Source organism: Streptomyces sp. NPDC107521, assembly GCF_055598485.1.
In genome coordinates, this window is sequence record NZ_JBVKAT010000010.1 from 1 (window position 1) to 21,520 (window position 21,520).

Consider the following 21,520-nt stretch of genomic DNA (forward strand, 5'->3'; position numbering starts at 1 on the left):
TGGTCACCGGCACCCCGGCCGGAAGCCCCTCCAACGTCGCCACCAGTGCGGGACCGTGCGACTCCCCCGCCGTCAGCCAGCGCAACCTGCTCAACGGTGCTCCTCCGTGCTCGCGCCCCGGTAATCCCTGCGTACGCGTCTGCTCGCGTACGGCGACGGCTCGACCGGTGCGCGGCCCCGGCCCGCCGGGTCCGATCCTCCCACGTCCGGCCGGCGGATCCGGCGGCCGGTCCATCTGGCGGACGAGCGGGGAACGTCGCCGGAGGGACCGGCGCCCGCGCTCCCCCGGTCCGGGGGCGCGGCCCGGGCGACCGGGGCGGACACCACCGGTGCCCGCGCCAGGGGGCCCGGCCGGGCGCGGCGGCGGGCGGCGCGGCGTCCCGGGGTCTTTCGTTTGGATCGGGCCGGACCCCGCGAGCCCGGCATGATCCGAACGAGAGGCCCCAGTGACCTGAGTCAGAGATTCTTCGTCAGATCGCGGCCATCAGCCGGATGCCGTGCGGCCGACAGATCCGGCCCGGCCTGCCGACATTCGGCCTCCGGCACGCCGGGCAGCTCGCGAGAGCTACCCGGATATCTCTGACTCAGGTCACTAGCGTTCCGCCAGGGCGCGCTCGCCGGCCTTCCGCATGGCCGCCAGGGGGGCGGGGGAACGGCCCGTCATGCGCTCCACCTGGAGCGCCGCCTGGTGCAGCAGCAGGTCGAGACCGCCGACCACCGCGCCGCCGTGCGCCGACCAGCGGGCGGCGAGAGCGGTGGGCCAGGGGTCGTAGAGCACGTCGAAGAGGGTGCCGGGCCGCTCCGGTACGGCGGTGGCGAGCGCGTCGGTGCTGCCGGCCGGGGTGGTGGCCACCACCAGGGGGGCGCTCAGCGCCTCCTCGGCGCGGGCCCAGTCGACGACGCGCACCTCGGTTCCCAGCCGTTCGGCCCAGCCGCGCATCTCGGCGGCGCGCTCGGGGCTGCGGACGTAGACGGCGATCTCACCGGTGCAGACGCGGGCCAGGGCGGCCAGGGCGGAGGAGGCGGTGGCGCCGGCGCCCAGGACGGCGGCACTCTCCACCTGCTCGACGCCGTGCTCGGCCAGGGCCGCGACCATGCCGGGTATGTCGGTGTTGTCACCCGTGCGGCGACCGTCCTCGCCGAACACCACGGTGTTCACCGCGTCCACCGAGGCGGCCGTCCCGCTGACCCCGTCCAGCAGCGGGATCACCGCCCGCTTGAGCGGCATCGTCAACGACAGCCCCGCCCACTCCGGGCCCAGCTTCCCGACGAAGTCCTCCAGCGCCCGCTCGTCCACCTCGAAGGCGTCGTACGACCAGTGGTCGAGCCCCAGCTCGGCGTAGGCGGCGCGGTGCAGGACCGGCGAGAGGGAGTGGGCGATCGGGGAGCCGAGCACGGCGGCGCGGCGGCGGTCAGTTGCCCGAGCTGGCATTGAACTTGTCCTTCAGTTTCAGGAACTCGGAGTGGGTCTTGGCGAACTCGGTCTTGTTCAGGCCGTCGGTGGCCACGAAGTAGATCCAGCCGTCCTCGGTCGGGTCCAGCGCCGCCTGGAACGCCTCGTCGCCCGGGTTGCCGATGGGACCCGGCGGCAGGCCCCGGTGGTAGTAGGTGTTGTACGGGTCCGGGTTGGTGTTGATCTCGGACTGGCTGATGTGGATCTTGCTCTGGCCCATCAGGTAGTTGAAGGACGAGTCGAACTGGAGCTTCTGGTTGGTCTCGGTGTTGGTCGGCTTGAGGCGGTTGTAGACGACCTCGGACATCTTGCGGAAGTCGTCGTGGGTCTTCCCCTCGGCCTGCACCAGGCTGGCCACGGTCAGCAGCTGCCAGGGTCCGTCCAGACCGAGGTCCTTGGCCTTCTCCACCAGGCCGAGCTGCTCGTACTTCTCGCTGGAGCGCGCCACCATCTGCTTCAGCACGTCCTCGGGCTGCTGGCCCTTGGCCGCGGAGTAGCTGGACGGGAAGAGGAATCCTTCCAGCGGGTCCTTGACGTCCTTGTGGTTCTGCGCCCAGTCGGGCAGCCCGAGGTTCTTCCACTCCTTCTTGGCGACGGCGGCGGTGGTGCCCTCGCTCACACCGAGGCGCTTGTCGATGTCCTTGTAGACGGCGACGTTGCGGCGGCCCTCGGCGATGATCAGGTTGCTGCGGCTGCGCGGGCTGAGGAGCAGTTCGACCGCGCTCTTGGCCGACATCTCCTTCTGCAGCGTGTAGACGCCGTCCTGGATGCTCTTGCCGCGCGGGTCGCTCTGCTGGGCGGCGACGAAGGCGTCCACGCTCTTGACTACGCCCGCCCGCTTCAGCTCCTGGCCGATCGCGGAGCCCCCGGCACCCTTGGGGATGGTGACCATGACCTGCTCGCCGTTGCCCTCGCCCGCGAAGTCCGGGTCGGCCGCGAAGCGGTCCTGGTAGAACTGGAAGCCGAAGTAGGCGACGCCCGCGGCGCCGCCGCCGAGGACCAGGCAGACCACCAGGCAGGCCGTGCCGTTGCGGCGCTTCCTGGGCCGGGCGCCCCGGCCCCGGCGCTCGCCCCGGCCGCCGCCCCGGGGGCCGTCGCCGCGCGGACCGTCGTCCCCGTCGTCGTCCCCGCCGCCGGAGGCCCGGCGGCGGTCGCGGTCGTCGGTGTCGCCGTCCGCGAAGAAGGCGTGCTCCTCGCCCTCCGGCCCGTCCTCCCACTCGTCCCGCCGCTCCGGCGCGGGCTCGGCGCGGCGGCGGCCCGGCGGCTCGGGCGGCGGATACGCCTCCTGGGTGCCGTACCGGTCCGGCCGCTCCGTCCCGTAGTCGGCGCCCTGCTGCCCGTAGGGGTCGGAGGGATCGCCGGGGTAGGCGGCACCGGGATGCGGCCCGGGGGCCTGGGGGTGGGCTGCGGGAGGGTGGCCGCCCTGGTGCCCCCCGCCGTCCCAGCCGCCGTCGTGGCCGTGCTGGTTCTGCGCCGGGGAGCCGTACCGCGGGTCGTACTGCGACGGGTCGTACTGCTGCTGCCCCGGGGGCTGCTGCCCGTACTGGCCGCCCTGGTCGTATCCCTGCTGCCCGTAGGGGTCGTACCCCTGGCCGGAATGCTGCTGTCCGGGCTGCGGCGCGCCCTGGTGCTGCCCGGGGTGCTGCTGCCCGTAGGGGTCGTACGGCTGCCCGCCGTCGCCCCAGGCCTCGTACTGCGCCTGCGGCTGCTGGGGCTGCTGCGGATAGTCCTGTGGCCGGCCGCCGCCGTAGGGGGACTGCGGGTCCGGATGGGCCTGCTGTCCCCCCCATCCGCCGTCCCCGTACAACGGGTCCTCCGGATGCCACGGTTCGGAGCCCTGGCCCCGGCCATACTCGGTCATCGATCCCCTAGAGCCGCGAGGCGGCGGTGTGAGCGGCCGAATCCTGGTGGCCCGCTCCCGTTCCGTCTCTTGCTGAGCGGCGGCTGTTCGAACACTGCCGCATCGCGCGGAACGTTACCGTATCGCGATCACATGACCACTTCGACGCCCTCGCCGGGTGCCTCACCTGACACCCGTTCGGATTCGAGGGCCTGCTGGAGGATGATCACGGCGGCGGCCTGGTCGATGACCGCGCGGCCCTTCCGGGACCGCACCCCGGAGGCGCGCAGCCCCTGGCTCGCGGTGACCGTCGTCATCCGCTCGTCGACCAGCCGCACGGACAGCGGCGCGACGCCCCGGGCCAGCTCCTGGGCGAAGCCCCTGACCTTGGCCGCGGCCGGGCCCTCGCCGCCCTTGAGGGAACGCGGGAGCCCGACGACGACCTCGATCGGCTCGTACTCCTCCACCAGCTGCCGCAACCGGCGGTGGGCCGCCGGGACGTCGCGGCCCGGGACCGTCTCCACCGGGGTGGCCAGGATCCCGTCGGGGTCGCAGGAGGCGACCCCGATCCGGGCGTCCCCGACGTCGATGGCGAGGCGGCGTCCTCTGCGCATCGTCCGCCTACTTCGCGGTCTCGGCGACGAGGCGCTCGACGGCCGCGACGGCCTCCCCGATGGCCTCCGGGTCCTGGCCGCCGCCCTGGGCGACGTCGGGCTTGCCGCCACCGCCGCCGCCGAGCGTCTTCGCGGCGGTGCGCACCAGCTCACCGGCCTTGAGCCCGCGCTCCCGGGCCGCCTCGTTGGTGGCGATGACGGTGAGCGGCCGGCCGTTGGCCGTGGTGAACAGGGCCACCACCACGGCCCGCCCGCCCTGGATGCGGCCGCGCACGTCCAGGACCAGCTTGCGCAGGTCGTCGGCGGTGGTGCCGTCCGGGACCCGGCCGGTGACCAGGGCCACGCCCCGCACGTCCCGGGCGGACTCGGCGAGACCGGCGGCGGCCTGGAGGACCTTCTCGGCGCGGAACCGCTCGATCTCCTTCTCGGCCTCCTTCAGCTTGCCGAGCATGGCGGAGACCTTCTCCGGCAGCTCCTCCGGGCGGCCCTTGACCAGCTCCTGGAGCTGGGCGACGACCGTGTGCTCACGGGCGAGGAACTGGTAGGCGTCCACGCCGACCAGGGCCTCGATGCGGCGCACCCCGGAGCCGATGGAGGACTCGCCCAGCAGCTTGACCAGGCCGAGCTGGGCGGTGTTGTGCACATGGGTGCCGCCGCACAGCTCCTTGGAGAAGTCGCCGATGGTCACGACGCGGACCCGCTCGCCGTACTTCTCGCCGAACTCCGCGATGGCCCCCTGCTTCCTGGCCTCGTCGATGCCCATGACATCGGCGCGCACGTCCAGGTCGCGGGCGAGCACCTCGTTGATCTTCTGCTCGACATCGGTCATCACGGCCGTCGGAACGGCGGCCGGGGAGCCGAAGTCGAAGCGGAAGCGGCCGGGCTGGTTCTCCGAACCGGCCTGGGCGGCCGTCGGGCCGAGGGCGTCGCGCAGGGCCTGGTGGGTCAGGTGGGTGGCCGAGTGGGCGCGGGCGATGGCCTTGCGGCGCCGCCCGTCGATGGAGGCGTGCGCCTTGGCGCCGACCGTGATCTCGCCCACCTGGACGACGCCCTTGTGGACGTAGACGCCGGGGACGGGCTTCTGGCAGTCCCGGACCTCGATGACGGCACCCGAGTCGGCCCTGATCCGGCCGGTGTCCCCGATCTGGCCGCCGCCCTCGGCGTAGAAGGGGGTGCGGTCGAGGACGATCTCGACCTCGTCGCCCTCGGTGGCGGCCGGCGAGGAGACACCGTCGACGAGGATGCCGACGATGGTGGACTCGGCCTCGGTGTCGGAGTAGCCGACGAAGTCGGTGGCCCCGGCCCGGTCGGCGATCTCGCGGTAGGCGCCCGTCCCGGCATGGCCGGTCTTCTTGGCGCGGGCGTCGGCCTTGGCGCGCTCCCGCTGCTCCCTCATCAGGCGCCGGAAGCCGTCCTCGTCCACGGAGAGGCCCTGTTCGGCGGCCATCTCCAGGGTGAGGTCGATGGGGAAGCCCCAGGTGTCGTGGAGCAGGAAGGCCTTGTCACCGGCGAGGACGGAGCCCCCGGCGGCCTTGGTGTCGCTCACGGCGGTGTCGAGGATGTTGGTGCCGGCCTTCAGCGTCTTCAGGAAGGCGTTCTCCTCGGCGAGGGCGACCTTCTCGATCCGCTCGCGGTCGGTGATCAGCTCGGGGTACTGCTGCCCCATCATGGTGATCACCACGTCGATCAGGTCCTTGACGACCGGCCCGGTGGCGCCGAGCAGCCGCATGTTGCGGATGGCGCGGCGCATGATGCGGCGCAGCACGTAGCCGCGGCCCTCGTTGCCGGGGGTGACGCCGTCGCCGATGAGCATCACGGAGGTGCGCATGTGGTCGGTGACCACCCGCAGCGAGACGTCCGAGGCGTGGGCGTCGCCGTAGGCCACGCCGGTCAGCTCGGTGGCCCGGTCGATCACCGCCATGGAGGTGTCGATCTCGTACATGTTCCGCACGCCCTGCAGAATCATGGCGAGGCGCTCGAGGCCGAGGCCGGTGTCGATGTTCTTGCTCGGCAGTTCACCGAGGATCTCGAAGTCCTCCTTGCCGATGCCCTCGCCCCGCTCGTACTGCATGAAGACGAGGTTCCAGATCTCCACGTACCGCTCGTCGTTGACGGCCGGGCCGCCCTCGACGCCGAACTCGGGGCCGCGGTCGTAGTTGATCTCGGAGCAGGGACCGCAGGGGCCGGGGACGCCCATGGACCAGTAGTTGTCCTTCTTGCCGAGGCGCTGGATGCGCTCGGTGGGGACGCCCACGACGTCGTGCCAGATGCGCTCGGCCTCGTCGTCGTCCTGGTAGACGGTGATCCACAGGCGCTCGGGGTCCAGGCCGTAGCCGCCCTTGTCCCGGGAGCCGGTGAGCAACTCCCAGGCGAAGGTGATGGCGCCTTCCTTGAAGTAGTCCCCGAAGGAGAAGTTGCCGCACATCTGGAAGAACGTGCCGTGGCGCGTGGTCCTGCCGACCTCTTCGATGTCGGGCGTGCGCACGCACTTCTGCACGCTGGTGGCGCGGTCGAACGGCGGCTTGACCTCACCCAGGAAGTAGGGCTTGAAGGGCACCATGCCGGCCGGGACCAGCAGCAGAGTCGGGTCGTCCGCGATGAGCGACGCCGAAGGGACGACGGTGTGACCGCGCTCCTCGAAGAAGCTCAGCCAGCGGCGGCGGATCTCGGCCGACTCCATCAGTGGTCCTCATTCCGGTTGTGCGGGTACGTCGTGCGGTCGGCGTACGTCGGGTCGTTGCGGTTCTCGATGACGGCGTAGTGCCGGGGCGCGGGCAGCTCCCGGTCGACGGGGGCGCCGATCCCGAGCGCGTCGCCGAGTTCGGCCTCCCGCTGGGCCATGTTGTCGCGGACGTCGAGGGCGAAGCCCACCGCGCGGTCCTTGATCCGGGTGCCCGCGTCGAGCGCCTTGTTCGCCGCGGTCGCGGCGAGGCTCTCGGGGGTGAGCTGCCTGAGCTTCCGGTTGACCTTGGCGGTGGCCCACACACCGGCGGCGACGCCGGTGCCGAACCAGAACGTACGGCGGAACATCCCTGCGTCAGTCCTTCTTCCGCTTGGTGCGTCGCCCGGCGCCGAGCGTACGGCCGACGATCACGGTGCGCCGGGGCTCCGGGGCGGGGGCCGCCGCCTCCCGGCGTCCGCCGAGGGCGCGGCGCACCCCGTAGCCGAAGGCCGCGACCTTCACCAGGGGCCCGCCGAAGGTGGAGGCCACGGTGGTCGACAGGGCGGAGGCGTTGGAGGTGACCTCCTGCACGTCCGAGGCGATGGCGTCGACCCGGTCGAGCTGGGTCTGCGCCGAGCGCACCGCGGAGGAGGCGTCGGACAGCAGCGGGACGGCCTGGTCGGTCACGTCCGCCACCAGCTTGGTGGTCGCCCTGAGCGTCTGGGCCAGCCTCGCCAGCGCGACGGCGAGGAAGGAGACCAGGATCGCCCAGAAGACGGCCACCAGGATCCCGGCCACCTCACCACCGGACACCGCGCACCCGCTCCCTGGAAACGTGCCTGAACATCGAGAAAGTCGTGCACCGAGCCTATCGCGCCGGGCACCGGACTCCGTACCGGATTCCGGCCGGGGCGCCGCGCGATCCGCGGGGCGGCCGGTCCCGGGCGGGGGACGGCGAAGCCCGCCGCCCCGCCCGCCGGGAGGGCGGGGGACGGCGGGCCGAGGCACCACCGGGTGGTACTGCGTCCGGCTGGATCAGCGGGCGTAGTACTCGACGACGAGCTGCTCGTCGCAGATCACCGGGATCTCCTTGCGGTTCGGCTCGCGGTCCAGGCGGAACGCCAGGGCCTTGAGGTTCACCTGGAGGTAGCGCGGGGTCTCGCCCTCGGGGGCGAAGCCGCCCTCACGGGCGATGGTGAAGAGCGTCTTGTCCTTGCTGCGCTCGCGGACCTGCACCACGTCGTCCGGGCGGACGCGGAAGGACGGCTTGTCGACCTTCTGGCCGTTGACCTGGATGTGGCCGTGGACGACCATCTGGCGGGCCTGGTAGATGGTGCGGGCGATGCCCGACCGCAGGACCAGGGCGTCGAGACGGCGCTCCAGCTCGATGACCAGGGCCTCACCGGTCTTCATGGTGGTCTTGGCGGCACGCTCGTAGGCGCGGACGAGCTGGCGCTCGCTCACGTCGTACTGCGCGCGCAGACGCTGCTTCTCCAGCAGACGGACCTTGTAGTCCGAGTTCTGCTTGCGGCCGCGGCCGTGCTCGCCCGGCGGGTAGGGGCGGGCCTCGAAGTACTTGACGGCCTTCGGGGTCAGCGCGATGCCGAGCGCACGCGACTTCTTGACCTTGGGGCGGGACTGGTTCGCCACTGTCTGTGTCTCTTTTCTGGGTTTCCGGCTTGTCAGGGTTGAGGGAGGTCGCATCCGCAGCCGGGAGAACCCGCGGGGCCACGAGGGACCCGTCGGGCAGCCGCTTCCCTGGTCTGGGCACATACGTGCAGCACGCGAGTGGCCCACCGGCCGTCCGGGATGCCCCGGGGGTGGTGGGCTGCCCGCGACACCGTTCGACGGTGCGCGACGCTCCTGGAGCCCGCTGGGGGCTCCGGCCGGATGTCCCGTTCTGACGGCACGGGACTCGGCGCTCCGGGCGATTCTACAGGCCGCTCAGGACCCCTTGCGACCGAGGTGCCCCCGGGTCCATTCGACGGCGTCGGCGTACCGGGCCTCGGCACCGTGCCGGGTGGGCGTGTAGTAGGTCCGCCCGGCCAGGGCGTCCGGCGCGTACTGCTGGGCGGCGATGCCCTCGGGCAGGTCGTGCGGGTAGACGTAGCCCTTGCCGTGGCCGAGCTTGCCCGCGCCCCGGTAGTGGCCGTCGCGCAGATGGGCCGGGACCGGTCCGGCCAGCCCCTTGCGGACGTCGTCCAGGGCGGCGCCGATGGCGGTGGTCGCGGCGTTGGACTTGGGGGCGAGGGCCAGGGCGATGGTGGTGTGGCTGAGGGTGAGGGCGGCCTCGGGGAAGCCGATCATGGCGACGGCCTGGGCGGCGGCGACCGCGAGGGGCAGCGCGTTCGGGTCGGCGAGGCCGATGTCCTCGCTGGCGGAGATCATCAGGCGGCGGGCGATGAACCGGGGGTCCTCGCCGGCCTCGATCATCCGGGCCAGGTAGTGCAGGGCGGCGTCGACGTCGGAGCCGCGGATGGACTTGATCAGGGCGCTGGCCACGTCGTAGTGCTGGTCCCCGTCGCGGTCGTAGGCGACCGCGACGCGGTCGACCGTCTCCTCCAGCGTGGTCAGCGTGATCTCCGCCTCGCCCTTGTCCAGGGCGGCCCCGGCGGCGGCCTCCAGCGCCGTCAGGGCGCGGCGGGCGTCGCCGCCGGCGATACGCAGCAGGTGCTCCTCGGTGTCCGGGGGCAGGGTGACGGAGCCCTTGAGGCCCCGCTCGTCGGCGAGGGCCCGGCGGAGCAGGTCCCGGACGTCGTCGTCGGTGAGCGGTTCGAGGGTGAGCAGGAGCGAGCGGGAGAGCAGCGGGGAGATCACCGAGAAGTACGGGTTCTCCGTCGTCGCGGCGATCAGGGTGACCCAGCGGTTCTCGACGGCCGGGAGCAGGGAGTCCTGCTGGGCCTTGCTGAAGCGGTGGATCTCGTCGAGGAAGAGGACGGTCTCCCGGCCGTAGCCGCCGACCGCGCGGCGGGCGCCGTCGATGACCGCGCGGACCTCCTTGACGCCCGCGGTGATGGCCGACAGCTCCACGAACCGCTTGTTGGTGGCCCTGGAGACCACGTGGGCGAGGGTCGTCTTGCCGGTGCCGGGCGGACCCCAGAGGATCACCGAGGAGGGGCCGGCGGGCCCGGCGGCCCCCTCCCCCACGAGGCGGCGCAGGGGGGCGCCGGGGTTGAGGAGATGGCGCTGGCCGACGACCTCGTCGAGGGTGCGCGGCCGCATCCGGGCGGCGAGGGGGCTGCCGGCCGGGTCCTTCTCCTGGCGTTCTTCTGCTGCGGCGGTGAACAGGTCGGGCTCCACGTCCTGAACCCTAAGCGACACCGCCGACAACGGGTCGGGCCGGTCCCGGGACCGGCCCGTCCGTCAGCTCGTCCAGAAGTCCCACCAGCGGGTGAGGATCATCATGCCGATGATGCCGACGTGCACCACGGGCAGCACCCAGGTGAACTCGCCGAAGAAGGAGCGCAGCCAGCCGGGCGCGGGCAGGAAGCCCTTGCGGATGTTGAGCGAGGTCACGTACCAGAACATCACGATGGTGGCGACCCAGGCCAGGCAGCACCAGAGGCACAGGGAGTTGATCCGGTACAGGGACTGGAACTGGAGCCAGGTGACGAATCCGACGCCGAACAGGCAGCCGGCGTTGAAGGTGAGCCAGTACCAGCGCGGGAAGCGCGCGCCGGTGAGCAGGGTCACGCCGACGCAGACGACCATGCCGTAGGCGACCAGCCCGAGCAGCGGGTTGGGGAAGCCGAAGACGGACGCCTGCTCGCTCTCCATGATGTTGCCGCAGGAGACGACGGGGTTGAGGCTGCAGCCGGGGGTGAACGTGGTGCCGGCGATCTTGGCCTCGAGGATCTTCTGCTTGTCGATCGTGATGATCCACGCGGCGAGCAGGCCCGCCGCGCCGGTGATGATCAACAGCAGGGCGAGGGCTCGGCTGCCGCCCTCGGTGCGCGAACGGCCGGTGGTGGGGTCCGGCGCTGGCTCTGCCACGGTGGAGGCATCCTTCACTGTCGTCTTGCTCATCACACCGATTCCGTCGTTCGGGGTCGGGACCTGCTTCGGGCAGGGCCATTGTGCCGGACGTGCCTGTGAGCCCACCGTTCGTTCTTCATAAGAACGTACCGGCGATCGCCCCCAGGGCTCGGGGCGGGACCGACGCCCGTTCGCCGGGCGCACACACGGGCGAGGAGCCGCGCTCCCGGCCGGGGCCCGGACGGCGGTGCCGCCCCGGGGAACGGGGCGGCACGGGGAGCCCGGGCGGCACCGGAAGCCGGGACGGCACGGTGGGCCCGGCCGCCCGGGCGGCGGCCGGGCGCCGGTTCCGGCGCGGGTCAGCCGAGCCGCGACTCCAGCTCCGCGACGACCTCGTTCACGCCGATCGCGGTCTGCTCGCCGGACTCCATGTCCTTGAGCTGGACGACCCCGTCCGCGAGGTCCCGCTCGCCCAGCACCAGCGCGTAGCGGGCGCCCGAGCGGTTGGCCGCCTTCATGGCCGCCTTCAGCCCCTTGCCTCCGTAGGCGAAGTCGGCGGCGACGCCGTTCCTGCGCAGTTCGGTGACCTTGGCGAACAGGATCCGGCGGGCCTCCTCGCCGAGCGGCACGGCGAAGACGGAGGTGGTCGCGGGGACGTCCGGCTCGATGCCCTCGGCCTCCAGGGCGAGGACGGTGCGGTCGACGCCGAGGGCCCAGCCGACGGACGGCAGCGCGGGGCCGCCGATCATCTCGGACAGCCCGTCGTAGCGGCCCCCGCCGCCCACCGCGGACTGCGAGCCGAGGCCGTCGTGGACGAACTCGAAGGTGGTGCGCGTGTAGTAGTCCAGGCCGCGCACCAGCCGGGGGTCGTCCTCGTAGGCCACGCCCGCCGCGGTGATCAGCTCGCGGACCTCCTCGTGGTACGCCTTGCAGGCGTCGCACAGGTAGTCGCGCAGCAGGGGGGCCCCGGTGAGCTGCCGCTGGACGTCCGCGCGCTTGTCGTCCAGGACGCGCAGCGGGTTGATCCCGGCGCGGCGCAGGGTCTCCTCGTCGAGGTCGAGGCCGCGCAGGAAGTCCTGGAGGGCGGTCCGGTAGACGGGACGGCACTCCTTGTCGCCCAGGCTGTTGAGCAGGATGCGGAAGCCGCGCAGGCCCAGGGAGCGGTACGCCTGGTCGGCGAGGATGATCAGCTCGGCGTCCAGGGCGGGGTCCTCGGCCCCGATGGCCTCGGCGCCGACCTGGGAGAAGTGGCGGTAGCGGCCCTTCTGGGGGCGCTCGTAGCGGTACTGGGAGCCCGAGTACCAGACCTTGACCGGCAGGTTGCCGGCCTTGTGCAGGTTGGCCTCCAGGACGGCGCGCAGCACGGGGGCCGTCGTCTCCGGGCGCAGGGCGAGCCGGTCGCCGCCCTTGGTCTCGAAGACGTACATCTCCTTGGTCACGATGTCGGTGGACTCGCCCACCCCGCGGGCGAACAGTTCGACGTTCTCGAAACCGGGCGTCTCGATGTAGCCGTAGCCGGAGGCGCGCAGCGGGGCGGCGATGGCCTCGCGGACGGCCAGGTACGTCGCGGAGTCCGGCGGCAGCAGGTCGTACGTGCCCCTGGGGGCCTTGAAGGTGCTCACGGAAGCTTTCGTCACATTCCTCGTCGGGGAGCCCCGGGGGCTCCCTGGCCGGAGGCCACCTGCCGCAGATACGGGTTGGTGGCGCGCTCCTGGCCGATGGTGGTCTGGGGGCCGTGGCCGGACAGCACCACGGTCGAGTCGTCGAGCGGCAGGCACACGCGGGCCAGCGAGTCGAGCATCTCGGCCATGTCGCCGCCGGGCAGGTCGGTGCGTCCGACGGAGCCGGCGAACAGCAGGTCGCCCGAGAAGAGCACCGGCGGGATGTCCGCCGCCTCGGGCAGCCCGAAGGTCACCGACCCCTTGGTATGGCCCGGCGCGTGCGCGACCGTCAGCTCCAGCCCCGCCAGCTCCAGCGTCGTGCCGTCGGTCATCTCGTGGACGTCGTCCGGCTCCCCCACGGTCAGCTCGCCCATCAGCGGCATGCCGATGGCGCGGCCGAGGCCCTTCTCGGGGTCGCTCATCATGTACCGGTCCTCGGGGTGGATCCACGCCGGTACGCCGTGCGCCCCGCAGACGGGGACGACCGAGGCCACATGGTCGATGTGGCCGTGCGTGAGGACGACGGCGACGGGCTTGAGACGGTGCCTGGCGAGCGCTTCCCCGACTCCCTCGGCGGCCCGGTGGCCGGGGTCGATGATCACGCACTCCTCGCCCGCGGCGGGGGCGACGAGATAGCAGTTCGTCCCCCAGGCGCCTGCGGGGAACCCGGCAATCAGCACGTTCGTCCTTCGCTTGGGTCGGCAGGGGCGGCGCTGCGGACGGCCGCGCCCGTGGTCAGAGACTACCGGCGGTGCCGTTTCCTCAGCGAACCCCTATACGGTACGGGCTACACGCGGGCGGTCGGCCCGTCCGTCCGCACGCGTGCCGGTCGGTATCCACGACGCATGAGGAGAGAACCCGGTGGTCACCCAGGAGCAGCGGCGGCGTCAGCTCGCCCGGGAGAAGTTCTTGCGGCAGCAGCAGCGACGCACCTCCGCGCGCCGCAAGGCCCGCACCCGCAACGCGGTGGTCGCGTCGGTGCTCGGCGTCGTCCTGATCGGCAGTGTCGCGCTCTACACGACGGGTGCCCTCAAGGGCGACGACGACAAGACGACGACGAGCGCCGAGGTGACGCCGAGCACGGTGCCCACCAGCAAGGCGCCGGACCCCTGCGACAAGCCGGCCGGGGGCGGGGCCGCGAAGCTGACCTGGAAGAAGGAGCCGGCGCTGGCCATCGACAAGTCGGCGGACTACACGATGAAGCTGGCGACGAACTGCGGTGACATAGACATCGCGCTCAAGGCGAAGGACGCGCCGCGCACGGTGAACTCCTTCGACTTCCTCGCCGGCAAGGGCTACTTCGACCACACGCCGTGCCACCGGCTCACCACCGAGGGCATCTTCGTCCTCCAGTGCGGCGACCCGACGGGCAAGGGGAACGGCGGCCCGGGCTACACCATCCCGGACGAGAACCTGAAGGACCCGAGCCTGAAGGGCGACACCTACCCGGCGGGCACCGTCGCGATGGCCAACACCAGCCAGCCCGACACCGGCGGCAGCCAGTTCTTCCTGGTCTACAAGGACAGTCCGCTGCCGCCCAACTACACCCCGTTCGGCACCGTGGGCGCGGGCGGCATGAAGGTCCTGGAGAAGATCTCCGCCGCCGGGTCCCAGGCCGCGGACCCCACGACGGGGATGACCGCGCCCAACGCGACGGTGGTGATCAACAAGGCGACGGTCGCGAAATCCTGACCGCACGCTGCGAAATTTCGGTTCGCGGGATGCGGACAGGCCACCTGTCGTTCGCCTATGTTGGCGGTGACGAAACTGTGGACGATGCCCGGGGGAGCAAAGCCCTCCGCAGGCATCATGTGGAGGAGGCGCTGTGAGCAGCGACCCGTGGGGCCGCGTCGACGAGACGGGGACCGTGTACGTGCGTACGGCCGACGGCGAGAAGGTCGTCGGTTCCTGGCAGGCCGGCTCCCCCGAGGAGGCGCTGGCCTACTTCGAGCGCAAGTACGAGGGCCTGGTTGTGGAGATCGGCCTCCTCGAGAAGCGGGTGAGGACCACCGACCTGTCGGCCAAGGACGCCACGGCCGCCGTCGGTCATCTGCGCGAGCAGGTCGACGCGCACCACGCGGTCGGCGACCTGGAGGCGCTCGGAGCGCGGCTGGACAGGCTCACCGAGCTGGTGGAGACGCGCCGCGAGGAGCGCAAGGTCCAGCGGGCCAAGCAGTCCGACGAGGCGCGCGGCGCCAAGGAGGCGCTGGTCGCGGAGGCCGAGGAACTGGCGCGGTCCGACCAGTGGCGGGCGGCCGGCGAGCGGCTGCGGTCCCTGGTGGACACCTGGAAGGGCCTGCCGCGGCTGGACCGCAAGTCCGACGACGAGCTGTGGCACCGCTTCTCGCACGCCCGCTCGGCGTTCTCCAAGCGGCGCAAGCAGCACTTCGCGCAGCTCGACTCCCAGCGCGAGGACGCCCGCCGGATCAAGGAGCGGCTGGTCGCGGAGGCCGAGGCCCTGTCGAACTCCACGGACTGGGGGACGACGGCCGCCCGCTACCGCGACCTGATGGCCGAGTGGAAGGCGGCGGGCCGCGCGCAGCGCGAGCACGAGGACGACCTGTGGAACCGCTTCCGCGGCGCCCAGGACGTGTTCTTCGCCGCCCGCGGCTCGGTCTTCGCCGAGCGGGACGCGGAGCAGTCGGAGAACCTCAAGCTCAAGGAGGAGCTGGCCGGGGAGGCCGAGAAGCTGCTCCCGGTGACGGATCTGAAGGCGGCCCGTGCCGCGTTCCGTTCGGTCAACGAGCGCTGGGAGGCCATCGGGCACGTGCCGCGCGACGCGCGGCCGAAGGTCGAGGGCCGGATGCACGCCGTCGAGCGGGCCCTCCAGGAGGCCGAGGAGAGCGAGTGGCGCCGGACGAACCCGGAGGCGCGCGCGCGTGCCGAGGGCCTGACCGGGCAGCTCCAGGCCGCGGTGGACAAGCTCGCCGGGCAGATCGAGCAGGCGCGCGCCCAGGGCAACAACGCCCGCGCCGACAAGCTGGCGCGTGAGCTGGAGGGCCGCCAGGCCCTGCTGGACCAGGCGCTCAAGGGTCTGCAGGAGTTCGGCGGCTGATCCCCCGCCGCCGCGTACGCGTGGGGCCCCGCACCGATCGGTGCGGGGCCCCACGCGTACGCGGTGCTACGAGGGCCTTCGGGCCGAGGTGACCCGGTAGACGTCGTAGACGCCCTCCACGCCGCGGACGGCCCTGAGGACGTGTCCGAGGTGCTTGGGATCGCCCATCTCGAAGGTGAAGCGGGAGGTGGCGACCCGGTCGCGGGAGGTCTGCACGGCCGCCGAGAGGATGTTGACGTGCTGGTCGGACAGGACCCGGGTGACGTCGGACAGCAGCCGGGACCGGTCCAGTGCCTCGACCTGGATGGCGACCAGGAAGACCGAGGACTGGGTCGGCGCCCACTCCACTTCGAGGATGCGCTCGGGCTCACGGGAGAGCGAGTCCACGTTGACGCAGTCGCTGCGGTGGACGGAGACGCCGCTGCCCCGGGTGACGAAGCCGATGATCGGGTCGCCGGGCACCGGGGTGCAGCAGCGGGCCAGCTTGACCCACACGTCCTCGACGCCCTTGACGACGACCCCGGGGTCGGCGTTGGTACGGCGCTTGCGGCCGCGGCCCCGGGCGGGCGGGACCGACTCGTCGATCTCCTCGGTGGCGGCCTCCTCGCCGCCGAGCGCCTGGACGAGCTTCTGCACGATGTTGGGCGCCGAGACATGGCCCTCGCCGATCGCCGCGTACAGCGCGGAGATGTCCGAGTACCGCATCTCGTGCGCCAGGGTGACCAGGGAGTCGCCGGTCAGGATGCGCTGGATCGGGAGGTTCTGCTTGCGCATGGCGCGGACGATGGCGTCCTTGCCCTGCTCGATCGCCTCGTCCCGGCGTTCCTTGGAGAACCAGGCCCGGATCTTGTTGCGGGCGCGCGGCGACTTCACGAAGCCGAGCCAGTCGCGGGAGGGCCCGGCGCCGGCCGCCTTGGAGGTGAAGACCTCGACCAGGTCGCCGTTGTCCAGGGTGGACTCCAGCGGCACCAGGCGGCCGTTGACGCGCGCCCCTATGGTGCGGTGGCCGACCTCGGTGTGGACGGCGTAGGCGAAGTCCACCGGGGTCGCCCCGGCGGGGAGCGCTATGACATCGCCCTTGGGGGTGAAGACGAACACCTCGTTGCGGGAGAGGTCGAAGCGCAGGGACTCCAGGAACTCGCCCGGGTCCTCGGTCTCCTTCTGCCAGTCCAGGAGCTGCCGCAGCCACGCCATGTCGTTGATGGCGTCCTTGTCCTTGCCGGAGGACTTCGGGGCGTCGGTGCGCACCTTGGAGGCGCCGGCGACGGCCTCCTGCTTGTACTTCCAGTGCGCGGCGATGCCGTACTCGGCGCGGCGGTGCATGTCGAAGGTGCGGATCTGGAGCTCGACGGGCTTGCCGCCGGGGCCGATCACCGTGGTGTGCAGCGACTGGTACATGTTGAACTTGGGCATCGCGATGTAGTCCTTGAACCGGCCGGGGACCGGGTTCCACCGCGCGTGCACGGTACCGAGCGCCGCGTAGCAGTCGCGGACGGTGTCCACGAGGACGCGGATGCCCACCAGGTCGTAGATCTCCGCGAAGTCCCGGCCGCGGACGATCATCTTCTGGTAGACGCTGTAGTAGTGCTTGGGGCGCCCGGTGACGGTCGCCTTGATCCGGGCCGAGCGCAGGTCCTGCTGGACCTCGTCGGTGACGACGGCCAGGTACTCGTCGCGCTTGGGGGCCCGCTCCGCGACCAGGCGGACGATCTCGTCGTACATCTTGGGGTAGAGGATCGCGAAGGCGAGGTCCTCCAGCTCCCACTTGATGGTGTTCATGCCCAGGCGGTGGGCGAGCGGCGCGTAGATCTCCAGGGTCTCGCGCGCCTTCTTCTCCTGCTTGTCGCGCTTGAGGTAGCGCATGGTGCGCATGTTGTGCAGGCGGTCGGCGAGCTTGATGACCAGGACGCGGGGGTCCTTGGCCATGGCGACGACCATCTTGCGGACGGTCTCGGCCTGCGCGGCCTCGCCGAACTTGACCTTGTCCAGCTTGGTGACGCCGTCGACGAGCAGGGCCACCACGTCGCCGAAGTCGCGGCGCAGGTCCTCCAGGCCGTACTCGGTGTCCTCGACGGTGTCGTGGAGCAGCCCGGCCATCAGGGTGGCGGGGTCCATGCCCAGTTCCGCGAGGATGGTGGTGACGGCGAGCGGGTGGGTGATGTACGGGTCGCCGCTCTTGCGCTTCTGGCCGCGGTGCCAGCGCTCCGCGACCTGGTAGGCGCGCTCGATCTGGCGCAGCGTCGCCGTCTCGATCTTGGGGTCGTTGCCCCGCACTATGCGCAGCAGGGGTTCCAGGACCGGGTTGTACGGGTTGGCGCGCTGGACCCCGAGGCGGGCCAGCCGGGCGCGGACGCGGTTGGAGGAGCCGGAGCGGGCGGGCTGCCCGGCGGGGGCGCGGACGACGGGCGAGTTCCGGTCGCGCTCGGGCGGGGCGGGTTTGGGCCGCGACTGCTCGTCGGCGGGCTTGTCGACCGGCGCCGACCGGGCGTGCTCGATGGGCCCGCGGAGGTCGTTCTTCGCGTGCGGCGCGCTCGGTGCGGGCTTCGCCGCGGCTGCCGAGACGGACTCGGGCTTGGCGGCGGTCAGTGGCTGGGCCTCGTCTGGCAAGAGGACTCCTCGTGCGCGATCCGGGTCCCCCGGTCAGGCTCCGGATACCCCATCGTAGCGATCCCGTGCCCGAGCATCGCCTTCAGGCCATTGTGGGGGGCTCCGGTACGGATAACACCAGAGGCGGGCGCCGGATTCCTCCGGTGCCCGCCTCCGGCGGCCGTCAGACGAGGAGCAGCGCCTCCAACGGGGCCCCGTCCAGGGACGGCGCCAGCCGGGCCCGGCCGTTCAGGAAGCCCAGCTCCATCAGGACGGCAAGGCCCGCGACGGCGGCCCCGGCCCGTCGGACGAGCTGGACCGACGCCTCGGCCGTGCCGCCGGTGGCGAGCACGTCGTCGACGATCAGGACCCGGTCGGAGACGGCGAGGTCCTCGGCGTGCACCTCGATCTCGGCGGAGCCGTACTCCAGGTCGTAGGACTGGCCGAGGGTGGCTCCGGGGAGCTTGCCCGCCTTGCGCACCGGGACGAAGCCGAGGCCGGCCCGCAGGGCGACCGGGGCGCCCAGGATGAAGCCCCGGGCCTCCAGTCCGACGACCTTGGTGGCGCCGGTGCGCCGGGCGACGTCCGCGAGGGCGTCGGTGAGCACCGAGAAGGCCGCCGGGTCCGCCAGGAGCGGCGTGATGTCCTTGAACACCACGCCCGGGGCCGGATAGTCGGCCACGTCCCGGATACGGCTGAGCAGCAGGTCCCGGATGTCGGTCATCGGCGCTTCCCCGAGGGTCGTCCGCGGCCTCTGCCGCGGGATGCGGGCTGGCTGCGGGGACCGACGACCGCGGCTGCGGCCACCTCGTCCTCGTCCCTGTCGCCGTGGCCGGCCCCGGCGGGTGCCGGTGCCGGTTCGCCCCCGTCCTTGGCGCCGCCCTGGGCGCGCTTGGCGAGGACGCGCTTCTTGAGGGCCTTCATCTGCGGCTCGGCCTCCTTGAGGTCGGCGACGAGCGGCGTGGCGATGAAGATCGACGAGTAGGCGCCGGCCGCGAGGCCCACGAAGAGCGAGAGCGAGATGTCGTTGAGCATGCCCGCGCCGAGGAAGCCGCCGCCGATGAAGAGCAGGCCGGCGACGGGCAGCAGGGCGACCACGGTGGTGTTGATGGAGCGCACCAGGGTTCCGTTGATCGACTGGTTGGCGACCTCGCTGTAGGTCCAGCGGGACTGCTTGGTGATGTCCCTCGACTGCTCCTTGAGGCTCTCGAAGACCACGACGGTGTCGTAGAGCGAGTAGCCGAGGATGGTCAGCAGGCCGATCACCGTGCCGGGGGTGACCTCGAAGCCGACGAGGGCGTAGACACCGACCGTGATGGTGATGTCGTGGACCAGCGCGACCAGGGCGGCGACGGCCATCCGCCACTCGAACGCGATGGCCAGGTAGATCACCACCAGGACCATGAAGATCCCGAGGCCCTGCCAGGCCTTGTTGGCGATCTGGTCGCCCCAGCTCGGGCCGACGAGGTCGGCGTTGATCTTCTCCGCGTCGACCTTCAGGTCCTTGGCGAGCGCTTCCTTGATGTCGTCCGACTTGCCGGTCTCGATGCCGGAGATCTGGATGCGCAGGCTGCCGTCGCCGAGCTTCTGGACGATCGCGTCGTGGCCGGAGGCGTTCTCCGCGAGTTCCTCGGCGTGGGCCACCGAGGCGCTCATCTTCTTCGGGGTGGTGAAGACCGCGCCGCCCTGGAACTCGATGCCCATGTGGAGACCGCGGACCGACAGGCCGACGATCGCCGTGATGGTGATCAGGATCGAGATCCCGTACCAGAGCTTGCGGTTGCGGATGAAGTCGTAGCTGATCTCGCCATGGTGCAGGCGTGCGCCGAGGTTGCCGAGCTTCGACATCTCACGCCTCCTTCGGGTCGACGGGGCCGGCGGCCGGACGGCGGGTGCGGCGGAGCGGGGGTTTGGCCCCCAGTGCCGTCGGATCGAGGCCGGACCACTTGTGACCGCTAGCGAAGAACCTGCGGCGGGCCATCAGCGTGAGCAGCGGCTTGGTGAAGAGGAACACCACGACCACGTCGAGCAGGGTGGTGAGGCCGAGGGTGAAGGCGAAGCCCTGCACCTTGCCGACGGTGACGATGAAGAGCACCGCGGCGGCGAGGAACGAGACGAAGTCGGAGACCAGGATGGTGCGCCGGGCCCGGGGCCAGCCGCGCTCCACCGCGGGGCGCAGCGAGCGTCCCTCGCGGATCTCGTCGCGGACCCGTTCGAAGTAGACGATGAACGAGTCCGCCGTGATGCCGATGGCGACGATGGCGCCGCAGACGGCGGGCAGGTTCAGCGCGAAGCCGATGGTCGGGCCGAGCAGCGACATGATCACGTACGTCAGCGAGGCGGAGACGCCCAGCGAGGCGATGGCGATGAAGGACAGGCCGCGGTAGTAGACCAGCAGGTAGATGATGACCAGCGCGAGGCCGATGGCACCGGCGATCAGTCCGGCGCGGAGCTGCTCGCCGCCGAGGGCGGCGGTGACGGTGGTGACGCTGTCCTCGTGGAAGCTCAGCGGCAGCGCGCCGTAGCTCAGCATGTTGGCGAGGCTCTGGGCCTCCTGCTGGTCGAAGCTGCCGGAGATCTCCGCGTTGCCGCCGGTGAGCGCCTGGCGGACGTACGGGTCGGAGACGACCTCGTTGTCCAGGACGATGGCGAACTGGTTCTGCGGGGTCTGGTTCTTGGCGAGCTTGCCGGTGATGTCGGCGAACTTCTTGGCGCCCTTGTCGGTGAACTGCATCGTGACGGTCCAGCCGGCGGCGCTCTGCGTGTTGTAGACGGCCTGGGCCTTGTCCACCTCGGTGCCGTCGACCTCGGCCGGGCCGAGGATGTACTTCTGCCAGAGGCCGTCCGAGTTGGTGCCGCAGGCCAGCGTGGTGTCGCCGGGCTTGGCGCCCTCGCCCGCCTTGGCGCGCTGGGACTCCTTGGTGCAGTCGAGCGCGTCGTAGGCGGCCTGGAGCTTGGCGTTGCCGTCGTCGGCCGGGGTGCCGGCGGCCGGGGAGGCGGCGCCGGAGGGGCTCGCGGAGGGGCTGGGGTCGGCCTTCAGGGCGCCGGTGACGGCGCGGCCCTGGGTGGTGGCTCCGTCCGTGGGGGTGCCGGACGGCGGGGTGCTCGCCCCGTCCTGTCCGTCCGCGGGGCCGGTGGCCTCGTCGCCCGCCTTGCCGGTGGCCTTGTCCGTGGGCTCACCGCTCGGTGCGCCGGAGGGGCTGCCCGAGGGGGCGGCGGACGGGCTGGCGTTCATGCCGGGGCCGGAGAGCCCGGTGGCGAGGACGGGGCGGAAGTAGAGTTTGGCCGTGGTGCCGACCTGGGCCCGGGCTTCCTTCGAGTTCATCCCCTTGGGGATGTTGACGATGATGTTCCGGTCGCCCTGGGTCTGCACCTCGGCCTCGGAGACGCCCAGTCCGTTGACACGGCGCTCCATGATCTCGACCGCGGTGTCCATGTTGGTCTTGTTGATCGCGGACGCCTGGCCGGGTTCCGCGACCGCCCGGAGAGTGATGCTCGTCCCCCCGGCGAGATCGATGCCGAGACGCGGAGCGGTGTGTCCGGAGGCGAACATCCCTCCGGTGAGCGCCACAATGGCGATCAGAATCAGGGCCAGCGAGCGCCCGGGCTTGCTCTGGGCGCTCGCGTTCTTTCCCTTTTTGACTGAAACCACCTGTTCGTACTCCCTCTCGGGG

The 21,520-nt window shown here is 71.7% G+C and carries 17 protein-coding genes and 1 pseudogene; 2 read left to right on the forward strand and 16 right to left on the reverse strand.

What is annotated here, in order from left to right; genetic code table 11:
- The 12 genes and pseudogenes from ACZ7LB_RS16760 to ACZ7LB_RS16815 form a co-directional block, all read right to left on the reverse strand.
- Positions 1-196, reverse strand: a pseudogene (locus ACZ7LB_RS16760) (hypothetical protein); the annotation flags it as partial.
- Positions 197-592: 396 nt separating this feature from the next.
- Positions 593-1,432, reverse strand: coding sequence for a shikimate dehydrogenase (locus tag ACZ7LB_RS16765; protein WP_471468880.1), 840 nt, complete (start codon positions 1,430-1,432; stop codon positions 593-595).
- Entirely contained in the window at positions 1,413-3,314 is a 1,902-nt protein-coding gene (gene mltG, locus ACZ7LB_RS16770; RefSeq protein ID WP_471468882.1) for an endolytic transglycosylase MltG, read from the reverse strand. The genes ACZ7LB_RS16765 and mltG overlap by 20 nt, the downstream gene beginning before the upstream one ends.
- Positions 3,315-3,442: 128 nt before the next feature.
- Positions 3,443-3,907, reverse strand: a complete 465-nt coding sequence (ruvX, locus tag ACZ7LB_RS16775) for a Holliday junction resolvase RuvX (protein ID WP_471468884.1) — start codon at positions 3,905-3,907, stop codon at positions 3,443-3,445.
- A 7-nt stretch (positions 3,908-3,914) separates the two neighbouring features.
- Positions 3,915-6,587 (reverse strand): alanine--tRNA ligase, encoded by a 2,673-nt coding sequence (gene alaS, locus ACZ7LB_RS16780; protein ID WP_471468885.1) that lies wholly within the window; start codon positions 6,585-6,587, stop codon positions 3,915-3,917.
- Positions 6,587-6,937: a hypothetical protein gene (locus tag ACZ7LB_RS16785; protein ID WP_471468886.1), complete on the reverse strand. Its 351-nt coding sequence runs from the start codon at positions 6,935-6,937 to the stop codon at positions 6,587-6,589. The genes alaS and ACZ7LB_RS16785 overlap by 1 nt, the downstream gene beginning before the upstream one ends.
- A gap of 7 nt (positions 6,938-6,944) precedes the next feature.
- Positions 6,945-7,382 (reverse strand): DUF948 domain-containing protein, encoded by a 438-nt coding sequence (locus ACZ7LB_RS16790; RefSeq protein ID WP_161228222.1) that lies wholly within the window; start codon positions 7,380-7,382, stop codon positions 6,945-6,947.
- 222 nt (positions 7,383-7,604) lie between these two features.
- Positions 7,605-8,219 (reverse strand): 30S ribosomal protein S4, encoded by a 615-nt coding sequence (rpsD, locus tag ACZ7LB_RS16795; RefSeq protein WP_161228220.1) that lies wholly within the window; start codon positions 8,217-8,219, stop codon positions 7,605-7,607.
- 294 nt (positions 8,220-8,513) lie between these two features.
- The gene (locus ACZ7LB_RS16800; protein WP_471468888.1) at positions 8,514-9,869 is read right to left on the reverse strand and encodes a replication-associated recombination protein A; all 1,356 of its coding nucleotides are present in this window, start codon (positions 9,867-9,869) and stop codon (positions 8,514-8,516) included.
- A 63-nt stretch (positions 9,870-9,932) separates the two neighbouring features.
- On the reverse strand, positions 9,933-10,595 hold the full coding sequence (locus ACZ7LB_RS16805) for a vitamin K epoxide reductase family protein (protein WP_161228216.1): 663 nt from the start codon (positions 10,593-10,595) through the stop codon (positions 9,933-9,935).
- A 308-nt stretch (positions 10,596-10,903) separates the two neighbouring features.
- Positions 10,904-12,166 (reverse strand): histidine--tRNA ligase, encoded by a 1,263-nt coding sequence (hisS, locus tag ACZ7LB_RS16810; protein ID WP_471468890.1) that lies wholly within the window; start codon positions 12,164-12,166, stop codon positions 10,904-10,906.
- 11 nt (positions 12,167-12,177) lie between these two features.
- Positions 12,178-12,885 carry an MBL fold metallo-hydrolase gene (locus tag ACZ7LB_RS16815; RefSeq protein WP_161228213.1) on the reverse strand — a complete coding sequence of 236 codons (708 nt, stop codon included), beginning with the start codon at positions 12,883-12,885 and terminating at the stop codon, positions 12,178-12,180.
- Positions 12,886-13,066: 181 nt separating this feature from the next.
- Between ACZ7LB_RS16815 and ACZ7LB_RS16820 the strand changes: the two genes are divergently transcribed.
- Entirely contained in the window at positions 13,067-13,897 is an 831-nt protein-coding gene (locus ACZ7LB_RS16820; RefSeq protein WP_471468892.1) for a peptidylprolyl isomerase, read from the forward strand.
- Between the two features lie 133 nt (positions 13,898-14,030).
- Complete coding sequence (locus ACZ7LB_RS16825) at positions 14,031-15,260, forward strand: DUF349 domain-containing protein (RefSeq protein WP_471468893.1); 1,230 nt, start codon at positions 14,031-14,033, stop codon at positions 15,258-15,260.
- Positions 15,261-15,326: 66 nt separating this feature from the next.
- Here the strand turns inward: ACZ7LB_RS16825 and relA are convergent, their stop codons facing one another.
- From relA to secD, 4 genes are all read right to left on the reverse strand, one after another.
- Positions 15,327-17,867: a GTP pyrophosphokinase gene (gene relA / locus ACZ7LB_RS16830; protein WP_471468895.1), complete on the reverse strand. Its 2,541-nt coding sequence runs from the start codon at positions 17,865-17,867 to the stop codon at positions 15,327-15,329.
- A 163-nt stretch (positions 17,868-18,030) separates the two neighbouring features.
- Positions 18,031-18,570 carry an adenine phosphoribosyltransferase gene (locus ACZ7LB_RS16835; protein WP_161228206.1) on the reverse strand — a complete coding sequence of 180 codons (540 nt, stop codon included), beginning with the start codon at positions 18,568-18,570 and terminating at the stop codon, positions 18,031-18,033.
- The gene (secF, locus tag ACZ7LB_RS16840) at positions 18,567-19,694 is read right to left on the reverse strand and encodes a protein translocase subunit SecF (RefSeq protein ID WP_471468897.1); all 1,128 of its coding nucleotides are present in this window, start codon (positions 19,692-19,694) and stop codon (positions 18,567-18,569) included. The genes ACZ7LB_RS16835 and secF overlap by 4 nt, the downstream gene beginning before the upstream one ends.
- A gap of 1 nt (position 19,695) precedes the next feature.
- Positions 19,696-21,498: a protein translocase subunit SecD gene (gene secD / locus ACZ7LB_RS16845; protein ID WP_471468899.1), complete on the reverse strand. Its 1,803-nt coding sequence runs from the start codon at positions 21,496-21,498 to the stop codon at positions 19,696-19,698.
- Between the last annotated feature and the right edge of the window lie 22 nt (positions 21,499-21,520).

Excerpts from the sequence above, each read along its gene's own strand:
- mltG (WP_471468882.1), bottom strand. The coding sequence starts at position 3,314 with ATGACCGAGTATGGCCGGGGCCAGGGCTCCGAACCGTGGCATCCGGAG.
- ACZ7LB_RS16835 (WP_161228206.1), bottom strand. The coding sequence starts at position 18,570 with ATGACCGACATCCGGGACCTGCTGCTCAGCCGTATCCGGGACGTGGCC.
- secF (WP_471468897.1), bottom strand. The coding sequence starts at position 19,694 with ATGTCGAAGCTCGGCAACCTCGGCGCACGCCTGCACCATGGCGAGATC.
- ACZ7LB_RS16805 (WP_161228216.1), bottom strand. The coding sequence starts at position 10,595 with ATGAGCAAGACGACAGTGAAGGATGCCTCCACCGTGGCAGAGCCAGCG.
- alaS (WP_471468885.1), bottom strand. The coding sequence starts at position 6,587 with ATGGAGTCGGCCGAGATCCGCCGCCGCTGGCTGAGCTTCTTCGAGGAG.
- ACZ7LB_RS16785 (WP_471468886.1), bottom strand. The coding sequence starts at position 6,937 with ATGTTCCGCCGTACGTTCTGGTTCGGCACCGGCGTCGCCGCCGGTGTG.
- ruvX (WP_471468884.1), bottom strand. The coding sequence starts at position 3,907 with ATGCGCAGAGGACGCCGCCTCGCCATCGACGTCGGGGACGCCCGGATC.
- ACZ7LB_RS16765 (WP_471468880.1), bottom strand. The coding sequence starts at position 1,432 with ATGCCAGCTCGGGCAACTGACCGCCGCCGCGCCGCCGTGCTCGGCTCC.